This window comes from Methylocella sp. (assembly GCA_037200525.1).
Classification (GTDB): domain Bacteria; phylum Pseudomonadota; class Alphaproteobacteria; order Rhizobiales; family Beijerinckiaceae; genus Methylocapsa.
Window position 1 is genome coordinate 5,022,964 of record JBBCGG010000001.1, and the last position, 12,740, is coordinate 5,035,703.

Genomic DNA, 12,740 nt, shown 5'->3' on the forward strand with positions numbered 1-12,740 from the left:
GCTTTCCACGAAGGGCGAGCCTCGGCGGATGAGCCATGGCGCAAAGTGAAGCCGTTCCGCGAGGCGGACGCGGCCGTCGTGCATTTTCTCAAGGTCGACGAATGCCTCCGGCTCGTAAATGCCTGTGAACCGGCCTTCCGCGATCTGGTGCGCGGCGCCCTCGTCACCGGCTGTCGATATGGCGAACTGACGCGAATGCGCGGCGCGGATTTCAACGCCGAGGCCGGCATGATTTCGGTCAGGCTATCCAAGGCCGGCAAGCCTCGTCATGTCGCCCTTGCCGACGAAGGTCGCGCGCTTTTTGCTTCGCTTACTATCGGCCGGGCGCCGCAAGATTTGATATTCCACCGCCCCGACGGCTCCGCTTGGGGCGCGTCGCACCAACAGCGCCCGCTCGAGGAGGCGTCGAAAGCTGCGAAGCTTGATCCGCCCGCGACATTTCATATCCTGCGTCACACCTATGCCAGCGCGCTTGCCATGAAGGGAGTGCCGATGGGAGTCATAGCCGCCCAGTTGGGGCATTCCGACACTCGGATGACTGAACGGCACTATGCGCACTTGGCTCCTTCGTATATTGCCGAGACGGTGCGGGCCGCGCTGCCGTCGCTTGGGGTTGTGGACAACACGAATGTTTTGCCCCTCAAGAAGCTGGCGTAAAGGCATAATGGCCGCGCGGGGATAGGCGGGCGATAAGCCACGACCATCGATTGGTTTCCCCGCGTCCCTCTGATGCTCGCGGATGCGCAATGAATGGTTTCAAAGAGCCCCAATGGAGCATCGCACAATTGCGGGCCTGGGCGTTATGGCGTGACCAAGAACTGGTGAATTTTGCAGCGGCAGGCCGATCCTGGGAAGCAATACGCGATCGCGCGCGAAAGAGCTCGCTCAATCAAAAGACCGAAGAATTGTGGACTGCCTCGGGTCTCGATCCGAAACGATATGTCCAATTGACTACGGAGTTTCCGCGGTCGCCTGATCGGGTCGCTTTAGATTTCAAAATGGGGACGCTGCCGTTCCTCAATCTAGATCGTGCGCGAGCGCGATACGCTCTGAAGGAACACGGAAGTGAGAATGGCCGATCGGCGCTCAATCAGATCGTCGCCTCTGACTTGCGGCGACTGGTCGACGCCGTTCTGTCGTCAGCAGAAGTGCACGGGCCGTTTCAGCAAAAGACTGTTTCTCTCTTCCCGATAAACCAATACATTTTGCGCCTCCTTCGTTCTGGCGATCTCACAGCGACAGGCTGGCTGCCGGATGAACCACTCGCCCGAAAGGTTTTGCCGGCCGATTGGGCAGGGCTCGAAATCGCACGCAGTCATGACACAAATCGTTTTGGCGTGTGGCGCCTTGGCGTGCAGTCTCGATCGGGTAACGGGCGGCGACCTTGGCTCACTGCGCAGCACCCCGGGGGTGGCGATCTCGAAAACGTGCAGGTTCAACGCGAAGGGATTTTGAAGGTATTCCGACCGATTGAGCTGACCACCAGGGAAAGCGATCAAGATCGGCTTCGAAGCGCCCCACGAAGTAAAGGCGGCCGTCCACCTGGGTTCGACTGGAATATGATCCGTAGCGAGACGTTTCGCTTAATGGAGTACAATGACGAGTTTTCGCCCGACGACCCAAAATGGAACGCGCAGGCGCGGTTAGAAACAGCACTGCAAGAGTTCTGCAGCAAGACGTTCCACAGAGAGCCATCCGCCTCTTCACTGAGGAAAAGAATCAGCGGGTGGCTTAGCGAGTGGCGCAACCAAAAGACTCGCGGTCAAAAACTGAGTTCCTGACCATTTCCGACCATTCCGGCCGACATAGCCCGTGGATGGGGAGCATTATCCGGACGATCGCTGGTCTACCAGTGAGCATCGGAGAGACAAAATGCTTAACACGAATTTCAATACATCGCCGCCGACCATCACCATTCGTGATCGTCTTGAAAATGGAAACCTTAGTATCGAAGAAGTCTGCGCCCTCGCCGACCGTAGCAAAACCGGATTTTACGCAGATCTGAAAGCGGGTCGCGTCTCAATCCGCAAGGTCGGACGAAGAAGCGTTGTCTCCGGTCCCGTCGCCAAAGCTTATATTTCGGGCGAGCAGCGAACCTCCACGCCATCGAATGGGGAGGCTTAAGCCATGAGCAACAAGATCAAGATCATTCGAGCGCTGGAGCGGAAAGTCGCTGGCGGGTTAGTAAGATTGTCGGAAGAGGAAGTCCGGCGGGTGCTAGTCGATTTTCATGCAGCTGCGGGACGTGACGCAGCAGAAAAGCTATCCCTCAGCATCACAACATCGCCAGACATTTCGTACCAAGCAGCGCAAGATTACCGCGAGATATATCTAAACGCCTGCGCTGAGGCGACTATGAAGATGTATGCCGAGAATGGCCTGGGCATAGCGCTTTTTGAAGTGGCTTTGGACGCTATCATTGCCGGCTTTAACAGCCGCATAATGGAACTGGGAGCTGCGTCGTTCTGTGGCTCACTCCTAAACGTGGGAGTTGCATAGCCATGTCCCATCAAAGCGAAACCCCGCCGGGGGCAACGGCAGGGTCCCGTGCGGTGTCGTGTTTTGACCGCATCGACACCCTCGTTCTTATCCCGCGAATCAATCATTTTCAAGACGTTCGCGGTCCGCAACGTCATGGAATTACTGAAAAATACCATTCCCCAGGTTTTGCCCTGCACGATGAGCGATGCGCGCTAAGGCCGGAGGATGGCCGATGAAGAAATCCACCTCGAAGACCGCCCAACATTACTCTCGCCGCGACAGGAAAGCTAACGGACCGCCTGCCGGCGAAAGCTTCGGCTGGTTCACTTTTACCCTGATGGGCAGCGCCGCTTTCAGAGCGCTTTCCAAACCCGCCCGGACGGTGCTCGATCGGATCTACATAGAGCACGGGTCCCAAGGCGGTAGGGAAAACGGCAGGCTCAAAGTGACGTGGCGTGATTTTGAGAGGGCCGGCGTCCAGCCTCGGCGCATAGTGGGAGCGATCGCAGAAGTCGAGGCTTTAGGACTAGCGATACGAACTCAACGCGGACGCCGCGCGTGCGGCGAAGATCGAGGCGCGCCGGCACAATTCCGCCTGACGTGGCTTCCCGTCTTCGAGCCTGACAATGTCACGCCAGCGACCAATGAATGGAAGTGCTTTGGCGAAGCCCTCACCGAGGCCAAGCGGGTCGCTAAGATCGCCTCTGGCCGCACCATGGATCAACGAAAGAGAGCGAGCATAATCAGCGCCCCCAGGCAAGATATAGAAGGTGCTGTGCAACGGGGGGTGCAGGAAAAAGCGGTACGGGGGGTGCAGAAAAAGATGCCCGCAAGCATTCGACGGGGGGGGGGGGTGCAGTCACTGCATTCCGTGGGGGGTGCAGAAGAAAAAGATTTTGAAGCGAACTTTGTACCCTGCAGAGCCCAAGTGCTTCCATTCCCAAGTTCTCCTTGGACCCTGCGCAGGCCTCCCTCATCGATCGCCAAAATTGTCCGCACCCGCACCGCCATACCGCGCGAGATCAAGATATGACGCAGCTTGCATCCAACCCCACCAAAGAAACCTTTCCACCTGCCATCAGGTCCGAAGCGCCAAAGAGCATGAATCTCAATTGCATTGATTTCATTGAAATTGATCAGATCGAAATTCAAGATGGCCGGCGCCCGGTTCAACCCGAAGCGGTCGTCCATCTTGCAGCGTCCATAGCGAAGCTCGGTTTGAGAACACCGATCACGGTGCGGCAAAATATTTTGGAGAACACCGTCGTCTTGATTTCTGGCGCCCACCGGCTCGAGGCGGCAAAGCAGCTCGGCTTGGAAAGGATCCCGTGCTTCGTTCTCGGCGACGAACCGGAGGAGCAAGCACGCCTGTGGGAGATCGCGGAGAATTTGCACCGTGCCGAACTCACGGTGATCGAACGCTCCGAACATATCGCCGAATGGATGAGGCTGACGGGTGAAGTTCAATCGGCCCAACTTGGGCCGATTAAAAGCAAAAGAGAAGACGGTCGAGGCCACCGCCATAAAAGCGGCGTCAACGCCGTCGTCCGCGAACTCGGCGTCAAGCGCTCCGAGGCTCAGCGCTCCATAAGGATCGCCAGCCTTTCACCAGAGGCAAAGGCGACTGCCCGCGAAGTCGGGCTCGCCAACAACCAGAGCATGCTTCTCGTCGCCGCGCGAGAACCGCGAGAGCGCCAGGAGTCCTCGTTGAGGGAGTTTGCGGACAGGCGCGAAGCCAAGCTCGTCTCCCGCGGCGTTGCCGTCCCCGGCGGCACATCGCACCTAGCCGTATGGATCCTGACGAAGGCCCACCCCTTCGAAATCCCAGCGATTCTATCATGGCTGGAAACCGAGGAGCCAAAAGACGTCACCGCCGCTCTGCGAAGATCCAGCTGCATCGCGAGCGAAAAGACGGTGCAAACCTCCGGCCACGCCGTGCCATCACCCATTATGCCAGCTTCCAGCTTTGGAGTCGTCCCCTCACAGCCATTGCCGTCACGGCCCGAGCCGGGCGCGCCGCCCACGGCTCCATTCAAGCCGCTCGATTTAGAAGATATTCCGCGAGGATACGAATACGAGGATGGCGAAAGATTTGTGTCTGCCGCCCCAATGGAATTTGACGGACCGCCGCTCGATTTCGACGACAACTCCGCACCTATTCGCGATCCTGAACAACTTTTAGAGGTCCGCAGAGCGATCGATGGCTTCGATGCCGAACCGAACTTAGCCTCTCCAACCGCTGCCGACGTTTGGGAGTGCGAGATATGAGCGCCCGCGCGGCATTGAATGACGCGGCCGATTGCGGGGTACTTGTCCGCCTGAACGGCGACAACCTAGCGCTCAAGGCAGCCGCCAAACCGTCGAGGGACCTGCTTGCCAAGCTCAGGAAACACAAACCCGAGATTATAGCGCTGCTTCAACACGAGCCGGCTCTACATTTCGGCAGAGCCATCCCGGCGACGACTGTTCCGGCTATCTATCGCGATGCCTGGAATCAACTCCGGCGCCAAAGATCAGGACCTTTTTCGGACCCCGAATCGCGACGGGCGTTCGACGCCGCCGGCAGGTTCCTGGCGGAATGGACAAGCCTCGCTTTGAGGTTCCAATGGGCGCCGGATGATCTATTCGATCTGCCGCGTGGAGACAAAACTTGCGGATTGATCTGGTTCCTGAATGGTGAGGATGTGCGGGCGCTTGGACCAGAGCACGGCGTGACGATCTCAGGCCGAATCTTCGATAAGACGACGCGAGCCGAATGGGTCTATTTACGTTCCGAGGGCGGAGACCGGTGACGCAGAATGCTTACTCACGAGCTGATCGTTCATCAGGAAAACAGAGAAAAGGGACGATCTGGCTCTGCGTCATGTCGCCCAGTGTTGCTTTACGCCATGACAGTCTTGGCAAGATCCTCATTGGCTGCCTCACCGCTTGGCATGATTTCTAACTTCATGTTCCGCCTGTGATTTCTGCGCTTAGAGAATGTTTAAAAGGCTGGAAGCGGGTGATATTGGTTCGTTGCGCATCATCGACAACCCATGAGAGTAAGAACGGGTCGGATTGGCTCATCTGAGGCAGCGGAACGCAACCCAGAAGGGGAAAAAATGTCCCCATGTCAGACGCAAAGGGAAGCGCCATACGGGCTGTTTCCAAACACCTTTTGCCGGAATAGGAACGGCACCCAATTTATAAAGATATCAGTAAGATAGGCCTAGGAGCTGCTCATATCCGCGCGCAAATTTTGGAGAGTTAGTAAACACTTTTAGAATAAAACGAAAACAGGCGCGCCGATCATCGCGCGCACGCGGCGGATCGTCGAGGATTTGTGGGGCGAGCACTTCGATGAATGTCGAACCGTTCGGTCGTGTGGCGACGCTAATCGGGGACGCTCGGTTCAGCCTGTTTACAACACTGCGTGGTGCGGATGACGATCGTGATCTCCGCCAATGCGCTCGCCCGGGCTACGCGGCGCGCTGGGGAAAGGCTTGCTGGATCATCATATGCGACCTCACCCCCAATCAGCCGATTCTCTTCGATGATGTGAGTGTAACAAGCGAAGTAGTTCTGCTGACATCATCCCGGAACAATCTCGCATCAACGTGGCACCATAGCGCATAGTTCAGATGCAAGACGAGTTTTAGATCCGGCGCGCGGCCGAAGCGATCAGCGAGAAAAGAGATGAGATGTTCGAGTGAAAAGTTGCTTTGACAATCGGAGTCACTTCCGACCGCTGTTCCCGGTGAGGATAAGGTCACCGCTGATGTTATCATGGACGTTTTGTCGGCGGCCGCTGCGAGGTTAAGATGGACGCTTCCCCAAGGATCGCGAAGAAGGCCCAGTTCGACTCTCAACGTCTGGCATCGATCGGTATTCGGCTTGAGCGAGATGTGGCGTCCGGCGTTATCCCCGGCGCCGCGATCATGATCGGGAGCAGCGAGCGGACCATATTCGAACAACATGTTGGATTCCGTGAGCTGATGACGTCTGATCCCCTACGATCAGATGCGATCTGGCGTATTTATTCGATGACCAAGCCAATTGTGACCACGGCTGCGATGGTCTTCGTCGAAAACGGATTGTTGCGCCTTGATCAGGCTGTCGCCGAATTTATCCCCTCGTTTGCGAAGCTCCACGTGGCACAAAGCGGTGGCCCAGACGTGCTTGCGAGCCAACCGCCAACGATTCAGGATCTGATGCGACACACTGCTGGTCTATCTTATGGATATCTTGGCGACAGCACAGCGCAGCGAGCGTATGTCGCCGATGGATTTCTTAACGAAGATCTATCGAACGAAGCGTTCGTGGAGCGACTCGCAGCGCTTCCTCTTGAGCATCATCCTGGCGCCACTTGGCACTACAGCCACGCAACGGATGTCCTTGGTCGGGTTCTCGAGATAATTTCTGGTCGCAGCCTCGGGGACGTCTTGCATCAGACATTGTTCCAACCGCTTGGCATGCTGGAAACGTGCTTCGAGTTGCCCCCGGACAAACACGCGCGTGTCGCAGAGCCTTTACCTCAGCCTGGATGCTCAAGACCGCATTTTTTTGATCCTTGCTTACGCCGTCGTCATCAGAGCGCCGGAGGAGGTCTTCTCTCCACCGTCGATGATTATGCCCGTTTCTTGCGCATGCTTCTGGGCAACGGAACCTACAATCGCAACAGAATTCTGAGCGCCGCTACGGTATCGTATATGACCGCCGACCATCTTGGTAACGTTCGACGGGGAAACTACTATCCGCCTGGACCTGGCTACGGATTCGGATTGGGCGTTGCGGTCCGTCTCTCAACGGGGGTGGCTCCGTTTCCTGGGTCGCGTGGCGACTACTTCTGGAGCGGTGTCGGCGGCACCTATTTCTGGGTAGATCCAGCACGCCAATTCTTTGCTCTCTTTATGCTTCAGTCTTCGTTGGCGGAGCAGCGGCTTCATTATCGCACGTTAATGCGCAACATGATCTATGCAGCGATCGATGATTAATTCCGGCCCTCGACGGCTGGAAGTGGAGTATTGATTTGCGAGCATTCTAAATGCGTATTGATTCGAGTTCAGTGCCCAGACCTTCGCCAATCCTTCCAAAGGGTCAGCAATTCAGTGGCCGCAAGGTCGAAAGGGGCCTTCCAAAGGGCTACTACAAGGCTTGTGCTTAACGACAAGGGAAGAGGTCGTCGATAGCGCACCCGTGGGAGCGCGGCCTCGACGGTCTATCCGCACGGCGTTGCCATCGATACTTCACGGAGGCGCAGTCTGCGGCCGCGACGCGGGTCACACCGTTCGAACCTGGCACCGGGCGAAGGATGCATTGAGGGTACGCTCGGTGAAAAACGGACCCAGTGGAAAACGGGGTGTCTCGCTTGCCCTCCGGCGACAATGGCCAACGTGGCCAAAGCCCATCCTACCCTGAAAACCTTGGCCATCTTGGACGCCTTCGAAGGTCGCCAAAACGGCAAAAGGTTGGACCCCTTCAAACACGGCCAAGATGGCCAAGATTTCAAGGATGAGAGCAGTGGACAGCTTCAGAAATCTGTCCAGATTGGCGGCGAAACCGACTACGCAGCGATGAGGCCTGCCATGGCTGCGAGGGCGAAATATGAGCGCCAGGCCTTTGGGGCGACGACTAGGCTCAGGACCTATTAAATTTGCCTGAGATGTGATTCCTGGTCTCCGCATGGGGAGGCTGGGATGAGTGATTTGTTTTTGTTGGGCGAGCGGCAGATGGCGCGGCTTGCGCCGCATTTTCCTCTGTCGCATGGCGTTCCGCGGGTTGACGACCGTCGGGTGGTCAGCGGAATCGTCTATGTGATCCGCAACGGCCTGCAATGGAAAGATGCGCCCAAGGATTACGGGCCGCACAAGACGCTTTACAATCGCTTCATCCGCTGGAGCCGGCTCGGCGTCTTCGACCGCATATTCGCCGCGCTCGCTGGCGAAGGTCCAAAGCCCGAGCGCATCATGATCGACGCCACGCATCTGAAGGCGCATCGCACAGCGGTGAGCCTGCTCAAAAAGGGGCTCTTCCCCGCCGTATCGGGCGCACGAAAGGCGGACTGAACTCGAAGCTCCACGTCGTTTGCGACGGCGCCGGCAAGCCCCTCGTCATGTTGCTCTCGGAGGGCCAGATGAGCGACCACAAGGGCGCGCGGCTGATGCTCAAGGCTTTACCGCCTGCTTCAATGTTGATCGCCGACAGGGGCTACGACAGCAACTGGTTCCGCGCCGCGCTGAAGGCCAGGGGCGTCGAGCCCTGCATCCCGCCAACCAGAAGCCGCAAGCTTCCCATTGCCTATGACAAGACGCTCTACCGCCAGCGTCACAAAATCGAGAACATGTTCGCCAAGCTCAAGGACTGGCGGCGCATCGCAACCCGCTATGATCGATGCGCCCACACCTTCTTCTCCGCCATCTGCATCGCAGCCGCCGTCCTCTTCTATCTCAATCAATGAGTCCTGAGCCTAGGCCACCCTCCGCCCACGGTCCGACAAGGCCGGCGAATTCCGCCGGAAGCGCGCGCAGAAAATTTCGCCAAGTTGGAAATCGGGCTTTGCAACCCGACGCCTCGGCCATGCAATCCCTTGGGGCGCGCATCAATTACCAGTGGAAAGTCACTCCCTCACCCATGCTGCAATCAAATTCCGCCTCATGGAAAATGGCGTAGGTGAGTGGGTTGAGTGAGAGTGAAAGCACATCGATTTTTCCCGTCGGCGCAACCTTAAACGAAAGAAGCCCGTTCACCGGCGTATTGTCGCTCCTGACAGTTAACCGCGTCGCCGAGAACGCGATGGTTTGATCACTTTGAATCATGAAACCATCTAAGTGCAGGCCTCCGCGAATCGAGGGACCTGGAGTGTTGGCGCCATGAACGAGGCATCTGGAAAGATCGAACGTCGCGCCGATGTCTCTGCCCTCCAGCGCCGCCTTTTCTAATTCTGCATAATTTCGACTGTCATCCGCAGCTGCGTCGCGGATAACGCCGAAGCTAGCCAACCCAGCCAGAAAGAAGACCCCGAAGGGAAAAACACGTGACCGCATATATCATTACCTCGTCGATTTTATAGCCGACGCGGACCCCAGAGCGACGCCATCGGCTCCGATGCGTCTATGTCGTCGCCTTGTGCATTAGCAGTAGGGAACTGTCCACGTTTGCACGAAGCTGGCAGCTCGCTTTCCACAGACTTAGGGTTACGGCTGAAATTGATCATGGCTCCGCGGAGGGGCCTTTAGCGCTTGACTTTTCGCCTATCTAAACGTACGCTCAGTACGCGAGCGACCACAGGAAAGAGGCGCAAATGGACAGTTCAATGCACACCCCCTTCATGCGCGCTCTGACGCGGGCGCTTAATCTCAACGAGGGGCAGCGGCTCACGAAGGCGAAGCTCGAAGCAGTCCAAGGCTGCGCGACGCCGATTGAGGCATTCGCTGAAGCGGTCGACGCGATCATCGAGCATTCAGCGGGGCCGCGCATCCCTCAGGACGCCTCCGACCGAAAAGTGGGCGAGCACACCGATTACGAAGAAATCATCGAACTGCTCGGCAGGATACGGCCAGTTGTCGCGGCGGAACTTGACGAGAGCTACGAGCCAGCGCTCGAGTCCGGCTTCGCCAATCTCAAAGCGCTTGTTCTTTGCTGGACGCACTTCATCGGAGGTCCCGCCGCTCCCGCTTATCACGAATATAGCGCGTACGACCTGGCGGCCAACGAGCGCATTTGTCGGATGGCGGAGGCGACGTATCCGCATAGTTTGGCGCTCGTGAAAGTGCTCCGCGCCCAACTGGAAGTCATCATTAATGCGCGGCTGGCGGTCCGCCTAAATTCGAAACTCAAACTCGCTGCCGCGCAGGCTGAGCTCGACCGCCGGCAGTGGAACGACCGATACCCGGATATGAAGCTCCTTTGGGCGCAGCGACAAACCCCTCCGAAGCTATCGCCGTTCATGCAAAGTCTCATGGACGCGCTTGGCCTTAACGATTGTAAGGCGGCCATAAAATGAAACTTGAAATTGATCTGCCTCAAGCCGTCTACGACGTCGCGCTAAAAATGCGTGCGCGGGACTTCGAAGAGCTCGAAGCCGTATCGCACATGAACACGCGAGAAGACCTGGCGCGTCTGCTGTCAGAGCGCTACGGCTCGCGCGCCGACGTGTTCGCCGTTGGGCTCGACGGCAAGCCGATCGCCATCTGTGGCCTCATCGGATTTCGGCCGAACGTCGTTTCGCTGCTCTTCTTTGCGACCGAAGAGTTTCCCGCGATCGTTGCGCCGCTGACTGAATACGTCCAACGCGAGGTTTTCGCGCCGGCTGTTGCCGCTGGCGTGCATCGGATCGAATGCGGATCGATGACGTCCTATCACGGCATCCATAGTTGGATTGAAGCGCTTGGCCTCTCTCGCGAAGCAACGGTCAAAAAATGGGGCAAGGCCGGGCAGGATTTCGACATATACGCATGGGTTTCGAATGCCGACGCGCCGAACACGATTAACTGACTCGGCAAATCCAACGGTCCGCGACACGGGAGAGGTTTAGATGTGCGATCCAGTCACCATTGCAGGAATAGCCCTCAGTGGCGCCGGCGCTGCAGCGAAAACGATCGGCGCTGGACAGGTGGCCGACGCCACGGCAGCTTCGCTCTCCCAAAACCTCGCCGCGCAAAATGCTCTTAATCAAGAGGCGGCGGGCGTCAACTCTCATTCGCTCGGCCTCTATAGCAATCTACAGGGCCAACAGGACGCCAAAGCTAAGTCGCTCGGCGACATGTTCGTGCAGGACGTCGCGCCAACGCAGGCCAATCCAGAGAACGAAGCGCCGGGAGGCTCGGCCAATACGCAAGCCAATGAGGCGGCGGCGCGCGCTGTGACGCAGGGTTACTCCAATCAGCAGGCTCTTTCCGGCGCTAAGCTGCGATCGTTCGGCGATGTGCTGCAGAACGATACGTTGGCCCAGCAACAGGACGCCGCGAAGATCGGCCAAATCAACAATTTCAAGCAAGGCGATACGAGCGTCTTGGGCCTCGAGCTCAATCAAGATAGCCACGCCGGCGACGGTTGGGATCTGGCCGGTTCGCTGGCGGAAGGCCTCGGCAGTCTCGGCGTAAAGGGCGCCGCGGCCTGGAAGCTCGCTAACCCCGGCGTGACGATGCCGTTCACGCCGGGCGGCGTCGGCAGCCCCGGTTTTAGTCTATTCGGGCTTCAGGGCGGAACGCCGCCACAGTCATCTAACCCATTCGCGATCGTTTAAAACGGTCGCGTTCCCGACGCTCCCTGCCCGGCGACCGGTTTGACCGGACAGGATGTCAGCTCCGCGATTGGAATGGCCAGCCCGCCGTTCGGCATTCCGGTTGAAATCGACGCAGAGGTCGGCATTGTTGCGTAAGTGCTCCGGACATTTCGCTATCCGCCCGGCTGGAATCAACCCGCGTGGGACCGAAACCGGCCGTTAGCTCGCAGTCGTCGCATTTAGCTGTACGCGGTTGGCGACCATCTCGCGAAAGCAGTCCGCTGGCATAGTCTTTCGAGCCTCGGTAAATTTCTTTGCCATATCCCCGACGACGATTCGAAGCGGCGGGGCGTCACTTTCGATCGCCAATGCCACCCCCTGTGCAAAGTGCTCGGATCGTTGCCATGCTCGCGGGTACCGGCCTCAAGCTCACCGAGGAGCATTTTGCGGATGCTGAAAGCCGATCTCCGTTCGCATTCCGTCGGGCTCCATGAGCGTCACCGCGATTCCTGTGCCGATCAGTTCATATTCGAGCGCTTCGGAGATCGCCTCGAGCGCATGTTTGCTCGCGCCGTAGACGCCGAGGAAGGGAAAAGGGACGGCGCCCGCGTATTGGCTGGCCGACGCGATAGTCAAGGAGCGGGCCTCTAATCGGCTCATGGCGGCGCGCCGAGCGGATGATGTCAAGTTCGCCAAAACAGCGCACCGATGGGCCTGCGCGTTGTTGGTGTGCGTGCCGCTCTTGATCCTGTGGCTGCTTTGGGATTACCGGCACGACTGGCGCGGGCTATGAATTTCAAAATGATCATGGGAAGCGCCGCAGGCTGGTTACGGCAGAGGAAAACGCGCGGCTCTCGGAAGACGAAGAGCCAGTTATCGCCAGTCTTAAAGCCGACATCCCTAAGGTGATTGCGGCGTCATCTGCCGAATCTGTCCCTCGTTTGCAAGCGATTGCCGCTGACCCCAACATAGACCTCACTGCGGATTTTGCGTCCAAGGAGGCCAAGGCCCGAAGCGATGCGATCATGGCGGCTAGGGCACGCCAAACCGCGGTCTA

At 58.0% G+C, this 12,740-nt stretch carries 14 protein-coding genes and 1 pseudogene; 13 read left to right on the forward strand and 2 right to left on the reverse strand.

From position 1 onward, the window contains the following. Positions 1-45 precede the first annotated feature (45 nt). The 10 genes and pseudogenes from WDN46_24810 (at position 46) to WDN46_24855 (ending at position 8,917) form a co-directional block, all read left to right on the forward strand. A complete protein-coding gene (locus tag WDN46_24810) occupies positions 46-657 on the forward strand; it encodes a site-specific integrase (protein MEJ0096513.1) in 612 nt (203 codons plus the stop codon). Between the two features lie 128 nt (positions 658-785). Continuing rightward, positions 786-1,781 (forward strand): hypothetical protein, encoded by a 996-nt coding sequence (locus WDN46_24815; GenBank protein MEJ0096514.1) that lies wholly within the window; start codon positions 786-788, stop codon positions 1,779-1,781. 91 nt (positions 1,782-1,872) lie between these two features. Continuing rightward, entirely contained in the window at positions 1,873-2,124 is a 252-nt protein-coding gene (locus WDN46_24820; protein ID MEJ0096515.1) for a hypothetical protein, read from the forward strand. A 3-nt stretch (positions 2,125-2,127) separates the two neighbouring features. Next, positions 2,128-2,499, forward strand: coding sequence for a hypothetical protein (locus WDN46_24825; GenBank protein ID MEJ0096516.1), 372 nt, complete (start codon positions 2,128-2,130; stop codon positions 2,497-2,499). A gap of 214 nt (positions 2,500-2,713) precedes the next feature. After that, on the forward strand, positions 2,714-3,514 hold the full coding sequence (locus WDN46_24830) for a hypothetical protein (protein ID MEJ0096517.1): 801 nt from the start codon (positions 2,714-2,716) through the stop codon (positions 3,512-3,514). A gap of 68 nt (positions 3,515-3,582) precedes the next feature. After that, entirely contained in the window at positions 3,583-4,749 is a 1,167-nt protein-coding gene (locus WDN46_24835) for a ParB N-terminal domain-containing protein (protein MEJ0096518.1), read from the forward strand. Next, a complete protein-coding gene (locus tag WDN46_24840) occupies positions 4,746-5,273 on the forward strand; it encodes a hypothetical protein (protein MEJ0096519.1) in 528 nt (175 codons plus the stop codon). The genes WDN46_24835 and WDN46_24840 overlap by 4 nt, the downstream gene beginning before the upstream one ends. A 1,008-nt stretch (positions 5,274-6,281) precedes the next feature. After that, on the forward strand, positions 6,282-7,454 hold the full coding sequence (locus WDN46_24845; protein ID MEJ0096520.1) for a serine hydrolase domain-containing protein: 1,173 nt from the start codon (positions 6,282-6,284) through the stop codon (positions 7,452-7,454). 735 nt (positions 7,455-8,189) lie between these two features. Beyond that, positions 8,190-8,327, forward strand: a pseudogene (locus WDN46_24850) (transposase). Further along, positions 8,294-8,917: an IS5 family transposase gene (locus tag WDN46_24855; GenBank protein ID MEJ0096521.1), complete on the forward strand. Its 624-nt coding sequence runs from the start codon at positions 8,294-8,296 to the stop codon at positions 8,915-8,917. Before WDN46_24850 ends, WDN46_24855 begins: the two are co-directional and overlap by 34 nt. 145 nt (positions 8,918-9,062) lie before the next feature. On the opposite strand, the gene WDN46_24860 is transcribed toward WDN46_24855, so the two are convergent. Then, positions 9,063-9,503 (reverse strand): VirK family protein, encoded by a 441-nt coding sequence (locus WDN46_24860; protein ID MEJ0096522.1) that lies wholly within the window; start codon positions 9,501-9,503, stop codon positions 9,063-9,065. A 257-nt stretch (positions 9,504-9,760) separates the two neighbouring features. Here WDN46_24860 and WDN46_24865 point away from each other — a divergent pair, with 257 nt between their 5' ends. From WDN46_24865 to WDN46_24875, 3 genes are read left to right on the forward strand one after another with little or no spacing between them, the layout of a single operon-like run. Further along, positions 9,761-10,462, forward strand: a complete 702-nt coding sequence (locus WDN46_24865; GenBank protein ID MEJ0096523.1) for a hypothetical protein — start codon at positions 9,761-9,763, stop codon at positions 10,460-10,462. Further along, complete coding sequence (locus WDN46_24870) at positions 10,459-10,953, forward strand: hypothetical protein (protein MEJ0096524.1); 495 nt, start codon at positions 10,459-10,461, stop codon at positions 10,951-10,953. The genes WDN46_24865 and WDN46_24870 overlap by 4 nt, the downstream gene beginning before the upstream one ends. A 40-nt stretch (positions 10,954-10,993) precedes the next feature. Continuing rightward, positions 10,994-11,704: a hypothetical protein gene (locus WDN46_24875; protein MEJ0096525.1), complete on the forward strand. Its 711-nt coding sequence runs from the start codon at positions 10,994-10,996 to the stop codon at positions 11,702-11,704. A 408-nt stretch (positions 11,705-12,112) separates the two neighbouring features. Here WDN46_24875 and WDN46_24880 read toward each other — a convergent pair whose 3' ends face one another. Further along, positions 12,113-12,343 carry an SDR family NAD(P)-dependent oxidoreductase gene (locus WDN46_24880; GenBank protein MEJ0096526.1) on the reverse strand — a complete coding sequence of 77 codons (231 nt, stop codon included), beginning with the start codon at positions 12,341-12,343 and terminating at the stop codon, positions 12,113-12,115. Positions 12,344-12,740 lie beyond the last annotated feature (397 nt).

Coding starts and splice junctions, on each gene's coding strand:
- WDN46_24820 (MEJ0096515.1), top strand. CDS start 1,873: ATGCTTAACACGAATTTCAATACATCGCCGCCGACCATCACCATTCGT.
- WDN46_24825 (MEJ0096516.1), top strand. CDS start 2,128: ATGAGCAACAAGATCAAGATCATTCGAGCGCTGGAGCGGAAAGTCGCT.
- WDN46_24830 (MEJ0096517.1), top strand. CDS start 2,714: ATGAAGAAATCCACCTCGAAGACCGCCCAACATTACTCTCGCCGCGAC.
- WDN46_24835 (MEJ0096518.1), top strand. CDS start 3,583: ATGAATCTCAATTGCATTGATTTCATTGAAATTGATCAGATCGAAATT.
- WDN46_24840 (MEJ0096519.1), top strand. CDS start 4,746: ATGAGCGCCCGCGCGGCATTGAATGACGCGGCCGATTGCGGGGTACTT.
- WDN46_24845 (MEJ0096520.1), top strand. CDS start 6,282: ATGGACGCTTCCCCAAGGATCGCGAAGAAGGCCCAGTTCGACTCTCAA.
- WDN46_24855 (MEJ0096521.1), top strand. CDS start 8,294: ATGGAAAGATGCGCCCAAGGATTACGGGCCGCACAAGACGCTTTACAA.
- WDN46_24860 (MEJ0096522.1), bottom strand. CDS start 9,503: ATGCGGTCACGTGTTTTTCCCTTCGGGGTCTTCTTTCTGGCTGGGTTG.
- WDN46_24865 (MEJ0096523.1), top strand. CDS start 9,761: ATGGACAGTTCAATGCACACCCCCTTCATGCGCGCTCTGACGCGGGCG.
- WDN46_24870 (MEJ0096524.1), top strand. CDS start 10,459: ATGAAACTTGAAATTGATCTGCCTCAAGCCGTCTACGACGTCGCGCTA.
- WDN46_24875 (MEJ0096525.1), top strand. CDS start 10,994: ATGTGCGATCCAGTCACCATTGCAGGAATAGCCCTCAGTGGCGCCGGC.
- WDN46_24880 (MEJ0096526.1), bottom strand. CDS start 12,343: ATGAGCCGATTAGAGGCCCGCTCCTTGACTATCGCGTCGGCCAGCCAA.